The following is a 19767-nucleotide window of genomic DNA, read 5'->3' as shown; positions in this document are numbered from 1 at the left end:
AGCATATTAAATATTATTACGAATATAAATTTGAGACTTTAATATGATTTCCACAGCAACATTTGTTACAGAGAAATTAGCACTCCATTTCAACAAATGGTTTCTGAAAAAAATCAATCCCTACAATGCTTATTCCTCTCCAAACCACCATTTAGGTCTTTGCGGTTTTTTAACTAATTTAAACCTTTCAATAGCGTGGATCTTAATGTGTTCTGCCATTTCCTCCACCGAGTCGGTTACGAACAACAACTCCATATCCTTTGGACTTATACTTTCATTCTCGGCCATGATCCGTATATGTTCGCAGAGTTCTTTATGATATTCGGATCCAAAAATGACCACGGGGAAATTTTGGATCATCTTGGTTTGGATCAGGGTTATGGATTCGAAGAGTTCGTCCAAAGTCCCCATGCCCCCAGGCATAACTACAAAGGCATAGGAATACTTGATCAACAAAAACTTCCTTACAAAAAAATACCTAATGTTGATCCATTTGTGTAGATAGGGGTTCGGTTTCTGTTCAAAGGGCAAAATTATATTACAGCCTACGGAATATCCTCCCGCTTCATAGGCCCCTTTGTTTGCAGCTTCCATAATACCAGGCCCCCCTCCGGTCATTACCGTAAATCCCATATTGGCCAAAGCGGCACCCACCTCTTCTGCCTTTTTGTAGAAAGGATTGGTATTGTCAAACCTGGCAGATCCAAAAACCGTTACACAGGGGCCTATAAAGTGCATTTTCCTAAAAGCCCTGATAAAGCTGTATTGAACCCTAAAGGTGAAAAGCAATTCTTTAAACCTGGAGCGTGGTCCGGATAAAAAGCGTGATTCTTCTGGTTGTAAACGGTTGTTGTGGTTGTTTTCCATTAACTTGTTTTTTTATAACTGATTACCGCCAAAGTATTCATGGCAATGGCAAATACCAATGTTTTGATAACTTGCGGGTAAATATCTGAAAGTCCGGCACCTTTTAACATCACCATTCTCATTACCTGAACAAAATATTTTATAGGGTTGAATTCCGTTAACAGTTGTGCCCATTGCGGCATACTTTCTATAGGGGTAAACAACCCGCTCATAAGGATAAAAATAACCATAAAGAACCAAGCTATAAACATGGCCTGCTGTTGGGTATCGGTAAAATTGGAAATAAAGAGGCCCATCCCCAAAATCACCAAAATGTAAATAATGGTATAGAGATACATTAAGCTTAGGCTTCCAACTATTGGAATGTGGAACAACAGTTTGGAGATAATCAGGCCCACCGTCAACAAGACCATACCCAAAACCAAAAAAGGAAATAATTTTCCAATAATAAACTGGTGTTTTTTTATCGGGGTAACATTAATTTGCTCCAAAGTACCTATTTCCTTCTCCCGAACAATGTTCATTCCAGATAGGAAGAGGGTAATCATGGTCACCAAGAGAACCAGTATTCCGGGCACCATAAAAGTTTTATAATTTAAGGTCTCATTATACCAAAAGGAAGGGATGGTTTCAATATCCTGCGGCTGGTTTCCCAAATTGTTAAACAGGAATAATTCCACTTGTGCCTTTTTATTGAACTGTTGTACAATTTGATTGATATAAACATTTTCTACTCCGGCAGCGGCACCATCTATGGCATTGATTATAACGGACAGATCCGCTTTTTTATTCTTAAGCAATTGCTTTTCAAAATAGGACGGAATCTCTAAAATCACATCCACCTTCCCTTGCAACATTGCCTTACTCGCTAGTTTTTCCGATGGAAATTGGGACACCACATTGAAATAGGAGGAGGCTTCAAATTTTTCCGCCAACCCCCTAGAAAAAGAAGTATTATCATTATCAACATAGGCAAACTTTATATTTTTCACTTCAAAAGTTGCCGCATTGGATAGAATGATCAGTTGGATCAATGGCAAAACAAAAATAATAGGGAGCATCGCCTTATTTCTAAAGATCTGTTTAAATTCCTTTTGGATGATATAGCGGATGATGTTCATATTCTGTTGTGTAATACGTATTTAAAAAAGTGGGTTGTTTAGGGCCTTAACTACCGGCCAAATTTCTTTCACTCCAATCTTATTTTGTATTTTTTTACGCTCAAGACAATAAAAAATATGGTCATCCCAATCAATATTAAGGTTTCTTTCCAGACATAGGCCAGCCCCACTCCTTTAAGCATAATTCCTTTTAAAATCATTATAAACCATTTGGCAGGAATTATATTACTGATCAATTGCAAAGGCAAGGGCATACTCGAGATAGGAAAAATAAATCCCGACAATAAAATAACCGGCAGCATGAGCCCCATTAAAGAAATCATCATGGCCGTTTGTTGTGTGGAGGATATTGTGGAAATCAAAATCCCGAGCGACAGGGCATTTACTATAAATAAGGTACTCTCCGCCCCCAATAAAAACAGACTGCCCTGCACTGGCATTTTAAAAACAAAAATGCTCAAAAGAATAATAACTGCAGCGTTTATGATGGAAAGCAAAATATAGGGAACCACCTTTCCCACAATAACTTGAATTGGGTTTAATGGAGACACCAACAAAATCTCCATAGTTCCCAATTCTTTCTCCTTGGCAATGGATATTGAGGTCATCATGGCCGATACCAACATTAATATTATAGTCATAACCCCCGGCACAAACATATATACACTTTTTAGTTCCGGATTAAACACCATTCTTGTTTTTGGCACTATTTGGTAAGGAAGATTTAGACCTTGATTTAATTCCTGTTGGTAATTCTTTAAAATAGACCCTACATAATTGCTAATGGTATTCGCCGTATTGGGGTCCGTAGCATCGGTAACAATTTGAACGGTAGCTTTTTTTTGGGTGACCAGGTTCTTGCTAAAATCCTTTTCAAAATTGAGTACTGCTTTTATCTTTCCTTTTTTAAAGGTAGATTCAATCTCATCTTCATGGTCTATAAACCCCTTAATGCTAAAATATTTTGAAGTCGCTATTTTATTTATGATCTCTTTGGTATTTACATCTTTGGAATGATCCAAAATGGCGATATCCACATTATTGATCTCGTTGGTTATGGCAAAACCAAAAAGCATCACCTGCACTATGGGCATGCCGAACAAGATAAACAGGGAACGCCTGTCCCTTAAAATATGGTAAAATTCCTTTTTGATGAATCCTATAAATCTGTTCATTTCACCCTTATTATTCTATGTTCCTCGCCAATTTTAGGAATACCTGGTTCATGGAATCCACTCGAAATTGACTTTTAAGATTCTTTGGTGTGTCCAAAGCTTCAATTTTCCCCGCCACCATGATGGATACCCGATCACAATATTCGGCCTCGTCCATATAATGGGTAGTTACAAAGATGGTCACCCCCCTATTGGCCTCCCTATAGATCATTTCCCAAAATTGGCGCCTGGTAATGGGATCGACTCCGCCCGTGGGTTCATCCAGAAAAACAATTTTTGGATTGTGGAGCAGGGCAACTGAAAAGGCTACTTTTTGCTTCCATCCCAAGGGGAGGGAACCTACTAGGGAGTTGGTCATATCGTGCAATCCCAATTCATTTATCATAGTCTGGGATTTTTCTTTGATATCCTTAGATGACAAGCCATAAATACCGCCAAAGAAGACTATATTTTCCTTGATGGTCAAATCATTGTACAGGGAGAAACGTTGGCTCATATACCCAATATTCCTTTTTACCAGTTCGGCCTCTGTAAGCACGTTATATCCGGCCACGGTGGCGGCACCATGTGTAGGTTTGGAAATACCGATCAACATTTTCATAGCCGTTGTCTTTCCGGCACCATTGGCTCCCAAAAACCCAAAAACCTCTCCTTTTCCCACCTCAAAAGAGATGTTATTGACTGCGGTGAAATCCCCAAACATTTTGGTCAAGTTCTGAACCTGTATCATATTATCTTTTGCCATCTATTCTTGTGCTTTTGATAGATCCATAAAAGTATCCTCAATAGTTGCAACGGTCTCTTTAACCTCAATCCCCTTATGATGTCTTTCCTCCAAATACTTGCTTAGATCCATTGGCCTAAAAGCTTCGGACTTAGGAGTAAAATGTAGGTATTCTCCAAAGGGATAGGCGCTATGGGTGTCTGGATAAATTCTTAAGTCTTGTATTAATTGATAGGTGTTGGAACTACGTACCTTATAAATTTTCTTTGGGAACGAAGCAATAATTGCCTCGGGTGTGTTGATCTGCAGTATTTTTCCATTGGTAATCAGAGCAATCCTATCACAAAGTTCGGCTTCGTCCATATAGGGCGTAGATACCAAAATAGTGATGTTTTTTTGCTGTAGGCGTTTTAACATCTCCCAAAACTCTTTACGGGAAACGGGATCTACCCCTGTGGTAGGTTCATCCAAGAACAACACCTTGGGTTTATGGATCAAAGCGCAGCAAAGGGCCAGTTTTTGTTTCATCCCACCCGATAATTTTCCTGCCCTACGATCTTTAAAAGGTTCTATTTGGATATAAATGTCCTTGATCAAATCATAATTCTCCTCTATAGTAGTTCCAAAAATAGTAGCGAAAAAAGTAAGATTTTCCTCAACAGTAAGATCTTGATACAAAGAAAACCTCCCCGGCATATAGCCCACATGACTTCTAATATCCTTGTACTGTTTTAGCACATCATACCCGGCAACGGCAGCATTTCCCCCATCTTGGATCAGTAAGGTGGTCAAGATTCGAAAGAGGGTGGTCTTTCCGGCACCATCCGGACCGATCAAACCAAACAGTTCCCCAGGTGCAACCTCAAAGGAAATATCGTCCAAAGCTGGTACATTGGCGTAAGATTTACTGATATTGTTTAGTATGATCCCCATTGTATCTTGCGATATTCAAAAATTGTTTAGGCCTTGTTTTAGCTTGCTTATTTTATTGTTCCGTACTGGAAATCCACATTTCCGCAGGCATCCCTATTTTCAGACTACCATCATTTTTAACCTTGACCTTTACCGCATACACTAGGTTTACACGCTCTTCCTTGGTCTGTATGATCTTGGGGGTAAATTCTGCTGATTCCGAAATCCAGCTAATCTCACCGGGGTATGATTTCATCTCCTCTCCTGCATCGATTTTTACGCTTACCTCCTGCCCAATATGTAGGTTGGCCAACTGATTTTCACTGATATATACCCTTAAGATCATATCTTCCAGATTGGCAATTTTATATAAGGGCTTTCCAAAGGCAGTAATTTCATTAGGTTCGGCATATTTTACCAGGACCGTGCCCTTTACAGGGTTTTGAATGATGCTTTTATAGATCTGATCCTCAATTTGACGTATTTGTATTTCAATACTTTTTACCTCATTAATAATGGGCGAATTTTGAGTCTCCACACTTTTGATCTGCTCTTTTATAATGTTGATCTGTCCATTGATATCATCCAATTGTTTGGTAGTTGCGGCTTTTGCCTGCAATAGGTTCTCTATCCTAGATTTATCATTTTGGGCCACTTTTAATTGCTCCTTAAGAACTTCGCGTTGTGATAGCACGTTTCTGGATTTTGAAAAAATAGTGTTTTTGAAAGCCAACAATTGGTCGCGCTTTAGGGAGAGCTGAACGGTGTCTATAACCCCAACAACCTTATTTTTGCCCAGCACAGTGCCTTCCTCCGCATCCAGGAACAAAATTTTTCCATTGGCCTCGGCGGAAATAGTTATTTCCGTAGCTTCAAAATTACCGTAACCATCTGCCTTGTCCCCGTTGCCGGAGCATGAACCCAAAAGGCTTATGAGAAGGCTTGTCAATATTAAATATGGATGTTTCATTTTATTCAGGTATTGTTATATATCAGTTATTGTAATAGCTTCCTTTAGTAATTTCATATTGAATTTGGTGCAATAGCAATTGAGTTTCATGTAGGTTTAGATTGCTTTTTGCCTCATATAAATTCGTGAATTCGATAATATAGGCCGATGCCGTAATTACACCGTTGTTCAATTGTGATTCCGCCGTTTTCAAAATATCTTCTCGTAACGCTATAATCTCATTATCCGTGGAAATCAGAGCATCGATCTTATCAATTTCGGACTTGAGTGTTACCAATTCCAAATTGTTGTTCAATTCAAAGGTCTCTTTTTGGGTATCTATTATTTCCTTGTTTAATTCAAGGGATTGTTTCTCGGTCTTGGTCTTGTTCCAATCAAAAATGTTCATATTGAGTTTTAGACCTGCCATATAGAAAGTATTAAAAGAATTATCCAACATATTTAGCCCAGGATTTCCGTAACCGCCTTGTGCAAAGGCATTTACCTTAGGAAGGTTTGATTTTGAAATCAGTTTTAAGGAGTAATCGATCTGTTCCTTTTGAAGGTCGAAAAGCTGAATCTCGGGTCGTTTAGGTTTAACCTCCGACATAAAAACCTCCGGACGTAAAAGGTTCACAGCGGAAGATAATTCCCTGCCAATTAGCAAGGACAGCCGTTGTAACAAATCCGATTTATTATAGCTCAACTCTATGTATTGTTGTTTTAATTTAAGGAGTTCTGCTTCAAGTGTCTCTTCTGAAGACGTCAACAAGGTGCCGTACTTTACACCGGCTCTCACATCTGCTATTCGAGCTTTTAATTGCTCTTCTTTGGCTTGGAGTAAAGCCTGGTTTTCCTGAAGCAATAAGACCGAAAGGTAGATAGAATTCACCTGGCTTTTTAAACCGTACAGACTCACCTCCAACTGTTGTTGGTTTACTTTAGAGGCAGCCTCCTTCACCTTGGAGGAGGCATTGATCAAACCCCCATTGTAAATCATTTGGTTTACATCCAAAGTGGCGCGATATTGGTCCTTATTGGGAGGTTCCACCGATACATTCGGAAGCTGTATCGGCAAACTTGTTACGTCGGACTGGTATGTGGCCTGGGCATTTAAATCAAGTTTGGGCAAAAACCCCGTTCTAAGGGCGTCAATATCCAGTTGTACCTGCTTTTCCAATAAGCCAGATTGTTTGGCCAACGGATAGCTCTCGGCAACAAGTTCAAAACACTCCTCCAACCTAAGGGTCTGCTGGGCATCAACAACAAGAGGTATAGTGAATATATATATTAAAAAAAGTCTTTTCATGTGTTTTTGTTTATTAATTTTCAGTGGTCACATGCAACATTCAAATAGTCATTTTCCCCGTTCGTTTAAAATTGAGTATGAATGTTTCATTTTTTAATAGAATTAATTAAAAGCTCTGGAATCAAAATCTTACGTTCCTGCATCATGGACTTGAATTTTTCTTCATCCAAGTTCAATATTCCACGGACCAGGCCTGTCCCTACAAATGAAAAGGCGGTCAAGGAAAAAAGGTTTAACAACAATTGTTTGGGATCTATAGGCTTTATTATTCCCTTTTCAACTTCCTCCGCTATCTGCTTTTCAAAGAGTATAGGGTTGGGGGCTATCTCGGAGCCAAAAAATAAGTTGGTAAACTCCGGGTTATTGTTTATTTCCTGGATAAGAAAGTTGGGTAGGTATGGATTTTCCAATACGAAGGAGATATAGCTATCCGTAAAATCCCTGATTTTTTCAAAAACAGTTTTATCGGAATTGAAGACCTGATTGATATGGGGAGCAAACTTTTCAAAGGCCTGCCTAAAAACCGCCTCGAACAATTTTTGCTTGCTCTTGTAATAGTAGTGCAGCATGGCCTTGTTAATTTTTGCCTCATCCGCAATTTCCTGCATACGCGCACCTGCCATACCTTTCTTTTGGAAGATGCTAATAGCGGCCTTTAATATATTTTCTTCTGTACTTTGATCTTTCATTAACTAAATAGTTTAACCAAATGGTTAACAAATGTACAAATTTTTTTGACCCCACAAGGACAGGGCCTCCAAATTTTAGTTGTTTAGCTCAAATTCATACATTTATGAAATCTATTTTAAAAGGATTTTTGGGCATCAAATTGCATATATTCCTAAAGATTTCTCTGCCCGATATCACTATTGGTAAATTTCCTTTTCCAGGAATAGGGACTTACAACCTATAGAACTTCAGAACCGAATAGGTCTACTTATTTTTGTCAAAAACCACACTCCATATTCCGCGGACCTCATTTACATTATAGCCAACGGCCATATCTTCCGGGTATAATTTTCTTAAAGTGGCCATAGTAGCAGGCTTCACCTGTTCGTTGGGTTTTCCATGGCATTGGAGACACATGGTATTGGTAGTTATGGGATAATAGACCGTTACTTCTTCGTTTCCAGGAACTACTACCGGATCTACTTCGATACCAGCGGCAACCTGCTCTTTAAAAGTAGCGATATACCCCAGCTCCTCTTTGTTGGCCTTGTTAAGTGGATTTCTAGGTTTATCGGAAACCCTTTTTATCTGGGCATTGTTCATAACAGAAATACTATCTGTTAATTCTATGGCCCTAAGGTTACAAAATGCTACCGCCCCCTCCGTACCTTTTTCCTGTATGGCCTTCATTAGATTTTTTCCCAGCGCAGCTTTTGTGGCCAGGGCATAACCAAGTCCTATATCGCCATAGTCCGTTTGTAACCCATGTTTGGAACCTGGGCCCATTCCATTTCCCATACCTTTGCCTTTGCCCATTCTTCTACCATGCTCCCTCTGAAAATGGTCATCGAACCATTCAGGTTGTGCAATTTCATAGTCATACATGTATTCAGCAATCAGGCTAATGGTTTCTTCAGAATAGGGTTGATAGGGCATTATCCCAAATCGATTTAGTGCACCGGGCATTTTGGATTTTTCCTCCTGTGGATCATTAATCCAGCCCACAATAGCTTCTATAAACTGTTCCTTGGTCGTTGTTGAATCGATATAGTGCTTCTTAATGGCCACCATGGGAGGCGCAATCATGCTGACTTCGGATGCTTTAGGATTGTGGCATAAATAGCACTCTGTTTCAATAATCTTTTTACCTGGATGTATCTTTTCCTGGTCGGCCGATGAGCTCGCTACCTTGCTTTCTAAAAGTTTGTTTTCCGTTTTTTTTGCCTCCTTACAGCTTACCAGGGTCATTAAAAGGATTGTAAAGAAAGATAGATACTTCATAAAGCTCATATTTTTGGATTTATTCCTTCATCATCCTTCCGGAGGCACAACTAAGTAAGGATTTGGCCTTATCTCCCAAGCCATTTTTGACACCAACAGTGGGATAGCCCAAAGCCTTAAGTACATCCCTTAGTTCTTGGGTAGCCATAACGTTGTTGGATTCAAAAGATACAGTGCCGGAATTAACATCCACCATAACCTCTGAAATATCGTCCAATTGCGACAATTTGGTGGTTATCGTTTTAGCACAACCGCCACATTTTATATTTTGAACACTGAGTGACAATTTCATATATTCAATTTAACCAATTTTTTCTAATTATATAAGCAAAGTGGATATTACCTCCATCTCATATATCCACCCTTCAGGTCATATATTTTTTCAAAACCCATGCCTACCAACTTATGTGCAGCTCTCTGACTCCTGGCACCCGAACGGCAATACAGATAAACAGGTTCGTCCTTGGACATTTTTTCACAGTACTTTTCAAAGCCTGTAGCATTGAATAGATCAACATTTACGGCATTCTTAATGTGTCCGCTACCATATTCATTGGGCGTACGAACATCTATAAGTTGTACTTTTTTACCCGCTATGGCCGCTGAAAATTCAGCCTGATCCAATATTTCAATTTTATCCGATTTCTCTTTGCTTGTTCCGAAAAGTGTACCAAAAATAGACATATTTTTTTCCTTTAATGAGTTATACCACAGTTGTTTAAAAAAGGAAACCGCCACCTTTTACAATGACCGTTTCCTTAAACAACCAACCAAAACATTTATACTGTAAAGATAGTACGGACATATATTGTCCACAGCAACTTTTGTTACACTCCGTCTTTATCACATAAAAAAATTCACACTTCCCAATAGAATAGATAGGATTCCAGAGTATAGCAAATAAGCCCCTGTAACCAACAATAGGATATAAAATGTAGACTCCATATAGGAGTCGAAATTGCTTTTGTCACCTAATTCTAGCTTAATAAGACATACACTTTACAATGACCATATAATATATATTACTTATTGTACATTATATATTGCCCCAAACTAATATTTAATTGGTTTTATTGATTAAAATGAGTTAATATTATTTCATTAATGAAATGAAGGAAGAATAAACGCGCTTAATAATCCATGTTATAGAACAACCTAATATAGAATGTAATCTGGAATTAAAGATAAAATCATTTCGACCAAAACTTCAAATGCCCACAAATAGGAAATAGTCATGTTTAAATATCCTTTATTGCCCTTGGTTACGGTTTGCATCCTTTTTGGAACCCATAGCATATTCGCCCAAAAAGTGAATGAGTTCCCCAAAAGAACGGACCCCCTTTATAAAAAGGTTGAAATGTTTGATAAATTAATGCTGGGCAATCATTGGAACGAAGGGGCCATAATGCAACATGTCATCTTTCCTCCGGCCGGACTGGATCGTCCCATTGTGGGTTCCCAAGCCGATTGTCTTGATCCCACCTCCGAAATGTTGGCCGCATATTCACATAAATATGCCATTACAAAAGACCCTAAAGACCGGAAAATAGCCAATGACATATTCGAAGCCGTTTTAAAACTCGAAAAAGTAACAGGTGTAGAAGGATTGGTTGCGCGTAGTTTCAATAGGACCAACGAACCCCTTTGGCACGAAGAAGTTATGTGGTATCACGAATGGCACCAGTCAACCTCCCTGCCAGGCTATAGATGGTTGGGCGATTTAAGTGCCGATAAATTCACTTCGATTTTCTATGGTGTGGGAACTTTCTGGGAACTATGTGCCGATGACGTGTACAAAAAGAAAGCGGCAGGATTGCTGGACCGATTTATAGGACGGGTAGTGGACAACAATTTTAAACTTACGGATCTAGACGGAAAAATGACCTTGTGGGGCAACTTTTGTCCCAATCTTCCGCACCAAGAACTCAACTCCTTGGAAATGTTGGCTGCCCTTAAGGTAACCTATCATATTACCGGAAAGGAACGCTACAATGCCGCTTACCACATGCTTATAGATCGCTACCATTATGACGACCACCAAATTAATTCCAAAATATTATTCCCTGAAGAATGGCGAAATGTAGGGGACGACTACCACGCAGCCCGTTCCCTCTATATGATTATGCGTTTAGAGACCGATCCCAATCTACTCAATAAATACCGAATGAATTTAAACCGACATTGGTACGATTGGAAGGATTTGGAATTTACTTGGGAAAGCAACATCTGGTTTTTAATGGTCTATAAAGTACTTACAGGGGAGGATGTTTTTACCGAAGAGAAAAAGCAGGGTATAAAAGATATGTGGGGATTTGACCGGAACACAAAAGAATTTAAAATTCCACAAAAAGATGGTAGTTTTAAAATGGTACGTTCGGAGGAAGAACGCACCGCAGCTGCCATGATCCGTAATTATTGGTTTGGCAGGTATTACGGTATAATTGATGAAAAATGGTAATCACAAATAATAGGAAACGTATGAAATCTTGTTTAACACTCCTAACTTTCTTAGTACCTATACTTTATCTGGTAGGGCAAGAAACGCCAACTCCTCCCGAAGGAATGGTTTATGTTCCCGCTGGAGAGTTTATCATGGGAAGTACCTATGGCGATCCGGATGAGAAACCTCAACAAATTGCGAGCACCAAAGCATTCTTTATAGATAAATACGAAGTTAGTAATGCCGAATTTGCCAAATATGACCCAACTTTTAAGTTCCCTCCTGAAAAAAAGAACAATGCCGTATTTGTCACCTGGTCAAAGGCCAATGCTTATGCTCAATGGGCCGGTAAACGTTTGCCCAGCGAGAAAGAATGGGAAAAAGCGGCAAGGGGTATAGATGGCCGTGTTTTCCCCTGGGGAAATACCTATGACAACACCTATGTAGTCTGGGACCAGAAAAAAACCCGCGGTACTTCCATTGCCAAACCAGCAAGTCCTTATGGTTGTTATGATATGGCCGGGAGTGTATGGGAATGGACATCGGACTGGTATAAACCCTACCCTGGCAATACCGTTCCAATGGAACAATATGGCGAAACCTATAAAGTAATGCGGGGCGGATCCAATTTTAACAACCACTCCTTTATCCGTACCTCACAACGATATTATGTGTTGCCGGAAAAAATACACGTTTACCCTATTGGAATCCGATGTGTAAAGGACATAGATTAGAACATTGTGCTCATAAAAAAATATTAATAAAAATGTCCAACATAATGAAAAGACAATTAAAATTTTGGCTGGTATTTCTTAGTATTTCGTGTATACTATCTTGTGAAAAGGAACAGCAAAAAACCTTGGACCTTTCCCAGGCAAACATTGTAATATCGGCCAAGATTAAAGCGCCTATCCAGGAAACGGCCGTTAACATTCTAGTGGAGGAAATCAATAAAAGAACCGATCTACGACTCGGATCAAACAATAATTGGAATTCCAAGACGACCATTGCCTTGGCCTTGGCTAATGAAAACGAATTGTTCGGAACAAAAGTTCCGGCCCGGGATAATGAAAATACCCCAGAATTAAAAAAGGAAGGATATCGCATTTTCCACCAATATAATGGCGATAAGAATACGCTTTGGGTCATTGGGGCAGATGAACGGGGTATTCTTTATGGCCTTGGCAAACTACTGAGAACCGCTAAAATGGGTAAAAACCGAATAACATTGAGCCCCAATATTGATTTTTCAGAAGCACCGGAATACCCCCTTCGCGGACATCAATTTGGGTATCGGAATACCGCCAACTCCTGGGACGCTTGGACCGTAGAACAGTTTGATCAACATTTTAGGGAACAGGTTCTTTTTGGGGCAAATAGTTTTGAAAACATTCCATTTCAGGAAGCCAGTTCAAGTCCCCACTTTAAGGTAGATCCGCAAATCATGGAAGTGGAACTAAGCAAGATATGTGAAAAATACGATGCCGAGTATTGGGTCTGGACCCCAGCACCGCATGACCTGAGCATTAAAAATGCCCATGAGGATGGACTTGAGGAGCAAGAGGCATTTTACGCAAAATGTCCTAGATTGGATGGTGTATTCGTTCCGGGGGGCGACCCCGGTGAAAACCATCCTGCCCAGCTTATACCCTATCTAAATGACCTGTCCAAGATATTGCACCAATACCACCCCAATGCAGGAATATGGGTTTCCTTACAAGGTTTTAACAAGGAAAAAGTGGAATACTTCTTTGATTACCTGGAAACCGACAGTCCCGATTGGCTAAAAGGCATTGTCTATGGTCCCAGCAGTCCACCTATAGATTTGGAACGGGAAATGTTACCGAAAAAATATTTGCACCGATTTTATCCCGATATAACCCACACCGTTAGATGTCATTATCCCGTGGAGAATTGGGATCAGGCATATGCATTGACCCTGGGAAGGGAGCCTATCAATCCACAGCCCCTCATGTACACCCAACTTTTCAATAGGGATACCCCATATACGGATGGCTTTATTACCTATTCCGATGGTTCCCATGATGATGTAAATAAAGTTCTTTGGAGCCAATTGGGTTGGGATTCCAAGAAAGACCCCAAAACTATAATCCATGAATACACGCAGTTTTTCTTTGGGCCAGAGGTGGCGGATAAAGCGGCCAAAGGCATATTCGCCCTAGAAGAGAATTGGGATGGACCCATTTTGGAAAACAATGGAATAAAAGAAACTTTGGCATTGTGGAAAGGCTTGGAAGAAAACAACCCCGATCTGGCAAATAATTGGAGATGGCAACAATTAATAATGCGCGCCTATTATGACGCCTATATTCAAGACCGTCTTGCCTACGAAAAAGGCTTGGAAGAAGAAGCTTATGAAATTTTGGCCAAGGCCAATACCATTGGGGCGGATAAGGCGATGAACGCTGCGCTTCAACACATTAATAAGGCAGATACCGAATTGGTTTCCCAAGACCTGAAGGAAAAGGTTTTTGAATATGGCGAGAAGCTATTTCAATCCATTGGCGCACAGACCAGCGTAGAAAAATATCAGGCAAGGAGTGCGGAAAGAGGTGCAATATTGGATTTTATAGATTACCCCCTGAACAATAGATGGTGGTTGGCCGACGAATTTAAAAAAATTGGCGCTTACAAGTCTGAAAAACAAAAATTGGAACGGCTGGAATTTATCAGAAATTACGAAACACCAGGTGCAGGAAGCTTTTACGACAATATTTCCAGTGCCGATGCACAACATGTAACCTCCAAAACCGATGATGCCATAGACTTTCTGTGGGAAAATGATGGTTTAAGCAGAAAGCGACTCTCTACCCAACTATTCCAATTTACCCCCACCTTGGAGTACCATGAACTGGATACGGACTCCAATTACCTTCTCCGAGTTTCCGGTTATGGCGAAGCACTTTTAAGAGCAAACGGTAAAAGGTTAAAACCTACCAAATACGAAAAAGATTTTGAAGAATTTAAAGAATTTCCCCTACCTAATAATTTGATCAAGGACGGCAATCTAAAGATTAGCTTTGACAAACCCGATGAAGAACACCTGAACTGGAGAAAGCAATCCAGGGTAACCGATGTTTGGCTTATTAAACAACACTAATATGTTGGCCGAAAAAGAACTTTACCCCCTAAAAGGAATTGTTACCGTACTTAACACTCCTTTTACAGCATTGGACACCATAGACCCAATAGCATTGAAAAATAATGTGTTGCAGGCGGTAGAGGCTGGGGTTGCTGGTATTTTGGTACCCGCTATGGCTGCGGAAGTTTATAAACTATCGCAAACGGAGCGACTTAGAATGCTAAGTTTAGTCTTGGAAACCGTAGGCGATAAGGTTCCTGTTATAGGTGGTGCAGGGGAACAGGACCTATCCAAAAGTAAAGAGCTCCTAAAGGCCTATTTGGATATTGGTTGTAAGAACACATTGTTTCAAATCCCCTTTGCCAACGATAGCCAATTTCGCAATCATTTTATGGAACTGGCCGCACTTGATCCGGAAATGATCATGTTACAGGATTGGGATGCTACTGGATATGGTCTATCGGATGAACTTATAGTTGATTTATTTGAAAAAGTGGCTGCATTCAAATGTTTAAAAATCGAAACCGTTCCGGCCGGCCCAAAATATTCACGTATTTTAAAGCTGACCCAAGGCAAATTGAACCTCAGTGGAGGTTGGGCCGTTACCCAAATGATGGAAGGGCTGCAAAGGGGCGTACACGCCTTTATGCCAACAGGGATGCATTTTATTTACACCACCATATATCGACTATTTGAAGAAGGGAGGATGGTTGAGGCAGAAGCCCTGTTCGAGAAAATAGTACCCGTATTGGCGTTTTCCAATCAACATTTAGACATCTCCATACATTTTTTTAAGCGATTATTGTATCGCCAAGGAATTTATAACACCCCCAAGGTCCGTAGGCCTATTATGCCCTTTGATGCCTTGCATCAAAAATTGGCAGACAGACACATAGACAGGATACTACAGCTTGAAAACGAATTAAAGGAGGAGAGGTCCAATGGAATCTGAGGTTGCAATGGTCAATATATTATCTATTTTAAATAATATAGTTGTGGTACGCCCTTGCCTTTTAAATTTACTTTGCCCTAACTAAAGAAAATATATGGCATTAGAATTAAAGGGGATTATCCCCCCAATGGTCACCCCTCTAACCGCAGACGGTGGTCTGGATGAAAAAGGATTGGAAAAACTGATTGAACATCTCATTATAGGTGGCGTACACGGAATTTTCCTTTTAGGCACCAATGGGGAAGCCCCAAGTCTTAGCTATGCATTGCGAAAGGAGCTTATTACAAAAGCTTGTAAGTTTATAAATGGAAGGGTTCCCGTACTAGTCGGGATAACCGATACCTCCTTTAACGGTTCATTGGACATGGCAGCCCATTCCAAAGAAGCCGGTGCAGATGCCGTAGTGGTTGCCCCTCCATATTATCTTCCAATTTCCCAAGAGGAAATGACAGACTATTTGGAGCGCTTAATTCCACAATTGCCCTTACCGGTAATGATGTACAATATGCCTAGCTGTACCAAACTACACCTTTCCCTGGAGACCGTAATAAAAGCCAAGGAATTAGGCGCCATAGGCATAAAGGACAGTTCAGGGGATATGTCCTATTTCTATTCGCTAATTGAAGCGTTTAAAGAGTCTCCGGAATTCTCCATTATTGTGGGAACCGAAATGTTTTTACCAGAGACCATGTTGTATGGTGGACATGGGGCAGTTGCCGGTGGAGCAAATTTCTTGCCAGAATTATTTGTTGATCTTTACAACGCCTCGGTGGCAAATAATATAGAAGATATTAAAATATTGCGTAGCAAGGTTGCCTTTGTAAACAATACAATTTATTGCGTTGGCAAAAATGCCTCCAGAATAACAAAGGGTATCAAATGTGCCTTATCCGTAATGGAAATTTGTGAGGACCATATGGCATTACCTTTGCGAAAATTTGAAAATACGGAACGGGAAAGGGTAAAACAATTTTTAGACCAGTTCGAAGGTTCAAAAGTCATTTAAATATAACCATGGATAAAAAACTAAATTGGGGTATTTTGGGCACTGCCCATATTGCTACGGAACATGTAATTCCAGCTATGCTCAACTGCCTACATGGTAATGTTAACGCTATTGCCTCAAGAAATTTGGACAAGGCAAAGAATATATCCCAGCAATTTAATATTCCGAAATTTTATGGTTCCTACGAGGAATTACTGGCCGATAAGGAAGTAGAAGCTGTCTATATACCGCTTCCCAACCATCTTCACGTAGCATGGGCCATAAAGGCCTTGGAAGCGGACAAACATGTTTTGGTTGAAAAACCGGTAGGACTATCCAGTAAGGAAGCCGAAAAGTTGTTGATGGCCTCCCAAAAATATCCCCATTTAAAAGTGATGGAAGCCTTTATGTACAGGCATCACCCTCAATGGATCAAGGCCAAGGAATTGGTAGACCAGAAAGTAATTGGAAATATCAAAACCATTCAATCTTCCTTCTCATTTTATGAAGATGATCCCAACAGTATTGTAAATAAAAAAGATTTTGGTGGTGGAAGTTTAATGGATATAGGCTGCTATCCTATTTCCCTCTCCCGGTTTTTATTCAATTCGGAACCTAAAAGTATTTCCGCTGTCATAGAATATCACCCAGATTTTAAAGTGGATATTTTGGCCTCAGGAATATTGGAGTTTGAAACCGGAACTTCGGTGTTCTTCAGCTCAACACAATTAGCGGACAATCAACAGGCACAAATTTTTGGGACCAAAGGAAACATAAAATTTGAATTGCCCTTCAACCCACCTATAGATAGACATGCAAAAATATGGGTCACTATAGACGATGAGTGCCAAACCTTAGAGTTTGATATCTGTAATCAATACACCATACAGGCAGATCTTTTTGCCATGGCCATAAAAAATAATACCCATGTACCTACACCTCTGGAGGATGCCGTAAAAAACATGATCGTTATTGAAAAATTGGAGGAAAGTAATTTAAAGGGACAACGTATACAACTGTAATTATCCTGTTATCCCTTTATATACTATTTCAATAATTCCTTTAAAGTCCAGTAGCTTTTCCTATCCGGGTTTTTAGCTCGGATATCCCTAACCTCATTTTCATGGACCATGGTAGTATCGTTCATGGATCGGATGTAAGTAGCCACATGACCAATCCATTCATCATCATTGGAGCCCATGGGCAACATAATACCATACTCCTTTCCGTCTATTGGTCCGGTAAGTCCATTTAGTAGGATTTTCACAAGCACTTCCTTATCGCCCATAACCCGTGGGGAACCAATTAATGAAGGTGCGATCAAGGAATTTTCTCCATTGGGAACCCCTTTTAAATCTGGGCCATGACAGGTAACACAGGTCTGTTTGTAAATATCATAACCGTCCAAAGCCCTCCATTTATGACCATTGCTTTTATTGGCCAGCCTATGCTTTAATTGTTGCAAATCTGAATCCTTTGCCTTTAAGCCCAGTTCAACGGAAGCTGCTACCAGATCATTGTCCCCATATTGTTCCGAGATGGAGGCTAAAAGGTCCGAGCTTTCTTCACTTTTGGAATAACGTAGACTCAGTACCAATTGATTTACCACATTAATATCAGTATCGTTTTGCAATTTCACCAAGGCCTGTATGATATCCTGATCTTCCTTCTTTAAAAATTCCTCACTTAACCTTATGGCTGTAATACGAACCCTGGGATCTTCATCATTTAGCTTTTCTTGAAGTAGTGATTTATCCACAACGCCTAGACCCTCCAAGGTCCAAAGGGCATGAACTCTTTCACGGGCATAATCCTTTTCCCCAAAGTTATCTGTCCAAAAAGACTCATTGTCGATGGCAATTTCCTTGAGTTTAGGAACAATTCCCATATCCCCTTTTAAGATGATCAGTTTTTGGACCGTATTCCTGTACCAACCGTTGGGGTGTCCCAAATAATCCACGAGTTCCTTGGCCGACTTATCCAAAAGGTTGGGTTTTCCTCCCGGTTTAATCTCTTCATGGACTATACGATATATCCTACCTCTACCAATATTCTTGTCCAAACCTTTACGGAGAATAACCGGTCTTAAATGACTTCCTTCCCTGGTCCAATTACCCTCCTGGATTATACCCCGGTACATATCCACGATATAAAGACTTCCATCTGGTCCTGTTTTTGCCTGCACAGGTCTAAAGTTCAAATCCGTGGACGCCAGAAACTCGGCCTCATCATAGGCATTGTACAGCACTTTTTTTCCATTCTCATTTTTTATTTTCGCCCTACGTATCAATCGGCCCACAGGTTCCGGAATAAAAAGGTCCCCATAGGTGGATGGGGGCAATTTATCGCCCCTAAATATCTCTTGTCCGGCTACCCCGGTAAATTTATTCAGGGTACCATCTGCCTTTAATCTTAATTCCGCACCTCCCTGCACATCAGGGGTACCAACTATAGGCCAGGGTTCCATAAAACCTTCCGAGATCTGTCCTTCCAGATCTACTTCCCCATATATTGCAGGAACTTGAAAACCATAGGCCGCGGTTTCCCCTCCGGCAGATGAATAATACATATTGCCTAAATCGTCCTGGGTTAGTCCCCATTGTCCGCTGGAACCATCTATCAGGGAATCTACTTGTATTCCATCCTTATTAAACCTAAACCGTAAAGGATTGTAGGTGGTATATACCCAATTATCCAAGTTCCAAATTAGACCACTCTGTTGGTGCTCCAGGTTACCACCCCTCCTTTTCGGATTTTCATAAATCCTAATCTTTTCATCGGCCACACCATCGTTATCGGTATCCCTATAACTCCATAGGTCGTAGGAATAGGTTTCATTCACAATAAGTCGGTCATCCAAGGGCAGAATCATCCTAGGAAGTAGAAGGCTATCAATAAACACGGTACTCTTGTCCATTTTTCCATCCCCATCCAAATCTACCAAGAGTTTAATCTGACTAAGAGGTTCGTCTTCCCCTACTGCATCCACATTTTGCATATAGGTCTCCATTTGCGCTACATACATCTTGCCATTGCCGTCCCATGCTATGGCAACCGGCTCGTTGACCATGGGTTCACTTGCAACCAATTCTATTTTGTATCCTTCGGGCAAATAAAACTTTTTAAGACTTTCTTCGGGAGAAAGAAAATCCGACGGTGCTTCCCTTACAATTTCCGGTTTTTCATAAATTTTATCCTTGTATTCCTTTTTTCCACAACTTGCAATGACCAGTAGAAGCAGGGCCATCTTTAATCTACTTATAATCAACATATTAATGTT

At 40.2% G+C, this 19767-nt stretch carries 18 protein-coding genes; 6 read left to right on the top strand and 12 right to left on the bottom strand.

The features are described from left to right. Positions 1-129: 129 nt before the first annotated feature. The 11 genes from QSE00_RS01165 to QSE00_RS01115 all read right to left on the bottom strand — a co-directional run bounded on the left by QSE00_RS01165 (position 130) and on the right by QSE00_RS01115 (position 9691). On the bottom strand, positions 130-867 hold the full coding sequence (locus tag QSE00_RS01165) for an LOG family protein (protein WP_110354264.1): 738 nt from the start codon (positions 865-867) through the stop codon (positions 130-132). Continuing rightward, entirely contained in the window at positions 867-1988 is a 1122-nt protein-coding gene (locus tag QSE00_RS01160; RefSeq protein WP_286104580.1) for an ABC transporter permease, read from the bottom strand. The genes QSE00_RS01165 and QSE00_RS01160 overlap by 1 nt, the downstream gene beginning before the upstream one ends. 68 nt (positions 1989-2056) lie before the next feature. Then, a complete protein-coding gene (locus tag QSE00_RS01155; protein WP_286104579.1) occupies positions 2057-3163 on the bottom strand; it encodes an ABC transporter permease in 1107 nt (368 codons plus the stop codon). Positions 3164-3173: 10 nt separating this feature from the next. Next, on the bottom strand, positions 3174-3908 hold the full coding sequence (locus QSE00_RS01150; protein ID WP_286104578.1) for an ABC transporter ATP-binding protein: 735 nt from the start codon (positions 3906-3908) through the stop codon (positions 3174-3176). After that, positions 3909-4820 carry an ABC transporter ATP-binding protein gene (locus QSE00_RS01145; protein WP_286104577.1) on the bottom strand — a complete coding sequence of 304 codons (912 nt, stop codon included), beginning with the start codon at positions 4818-4820 and terminating at the stop codon, positions 3909-3911. Between the two features lie 52 nt (positions 4821-4872). Further along, complete coding sequence (locus QSE00_RS01140) at positions 4873-5769, bottom strand: HlyD family secretion protein (RefSeq protein ID WP_286104576.1); 897 nt, start codon at positions 5767-5769, stop codon at positions 4873-4875. Positions 5770-5791: 22 nt separating this feature from the next. Continuing rightward, a complete protein-coding gene (locus QSE00_RS01135) occupies positions 5792-7057 on the bottom strand; it encodes a TolC family protein (protein WP_286104575.1) in 1266 nt (421 codons plus the stop codon). An 86-nt stretch (positions 7058-7143) separates the two neighbouring features. Then, a complete protein-coding gene (locus QSE00_RS01130; protein WP_110354257.1) occupies positions 7144-7746 on the bottom strand; it encodes a TetR/AcrR family transcriptional regulator in 603 nt (200 codons plus the stop codon). 244 nt (positions 7747-7990) lie between these two features. Beyond that, the gene (locus QSE00_RS01125) at positions 7991-9007 is read right to left on the bottom strand and encodes a c-type heme family protein (protein ID WP_286104574.1); all 1017 of its coding nucleotides are present in this window, start codon (positions 9005-9007) and stop codon (positions 7991-7993) included. A gap of 19 nt (positions 9008-9026) precedes the next feature. After that, positions 9027-9299 carry a heavy-metal-associated domain-containing protein gene (locus QSE00_RS01120; RefSeq protein WP_286104573.1) on the bottom strand — a complete coding sequence of 91 codons (273 nt, stop codon included), beginning with the start codon at positions 9297-9299 and terminating at the stop codon, positions 9027-9029. Between the two features lie 47 nt (positions 9300-9346). Next, a complete protein-coding gene (locus QSE00_RS01115) occupies positions 9347-9691 on the bottom strand; it encodes a rhodanese-like domain-containing protein (RefSeq protein ID WP_286104572.1) in 345 nt (114 codons plus the stop codon). Positions 9692-10241: 550 nt separating this feature from the next. Between QSE00_RS01115 and QSE00_RS01110 the strand changes: the two genes are divergently transcribed. The 6 genes from QSE00_RS01110 to QSE00_RS01085 all read left to right on the top strand — a co-directional run bounded on the left by QSE00_RS01110 (position 10242) and on the right by QSE00_RS01085 (position 17509). Continuing rightward, a complete protein-coding gene (locus QSE00_RS01110) occupies positions 10242-11465 on the top strand; it encodes a hypothetical protein (RefSeq protein WP_110354252.1) in 1224 nt (407 codons plus the stop codon). Between the two features lie 20 nt (positions 11466-11485). Continuing rightward, positions 11486-12181, top strand: a complete 696-nt coding sequence (locus QSE00_RS01105) for a formylglycine-generating enzyme family protein (protein WP_286104571.1) — start codon at positions 11486-11488, stop codon at positions 12179-12181. Positions 12182-12225: 44 nt separating this feature from the next. Next, positions 12226-14568, top strand: a complete 2343-nt coding sequence (locus QSE00_RS01100; protein ID WP_286104570.1) for an alpha-glucuronidase family glycosyl hydrolase — start codon at positions 12226-12228, stop codon at positions 14566-14568. 1 nt (position 14569) lies between these two features. After that, entirely contained in the window at positions 14570-15502 is a 933-nt protein-coding gene (locus QSE00_RS01095; RefSeq protein WP_286104569.1) for a dihydrodipicolinate synthase family protein, read from the top strand. Between the two features lie 94 nt (positions 15503-15596). After that, positions 15597-16508, top strand: a complete 912-nt coding sequence (locus QSE00_RS01090) for a dihydrodipicolinate synthase family protein (protein WP_286104568.1) — start codon at positions 15597-15599, stop codon at positions 16506-16508. An 8-nt stretch (positions 16509-16516) separates the two neighbouring features. Then, entirely contained in the window at positions 16517-17509 is a 993-nt protein-coding gene (locus QSE00_RS01085) for a Gfo/Idh/MocA family protein (protein ID WP_286104567.1), read from the top strand. 23 nt (positions 17510-17532) lie between these two features. Here the strand turns inward: QSE00_RS01085 and QSE00_RS01080 are convergent, their stop codons facing one another. Beyond that, positions 17533-19758: a DUF7133 domain-containing protein gene (locus QSE00_RS01080; RefSeq protein ID WP_286104566.1), complete on the bottom strand. Its 2226-nt coding sequence runs from the start codon at positions 19756-19758 to the stop codon at positions 17533-17535. Between the last annotated feature and the right edge of the window lie 9 nt (positions 19759-19767).

Origin of the sequence: Arenibacter flavimaris (genome assembly GCF_030291335.1) — a bacterium.
In the GTDB taxonomy this organism is placed as follows: domain Bacteria; phylum Bacteroidota; class Bacteroidia; order Flavobacteriales; family Flavobacteriaceae; genus Arenibacter.
Note: the sequence above shows the minus strand (reverse complement) of the source record. Positions and strands in the feature narration are given on the sequence as shown.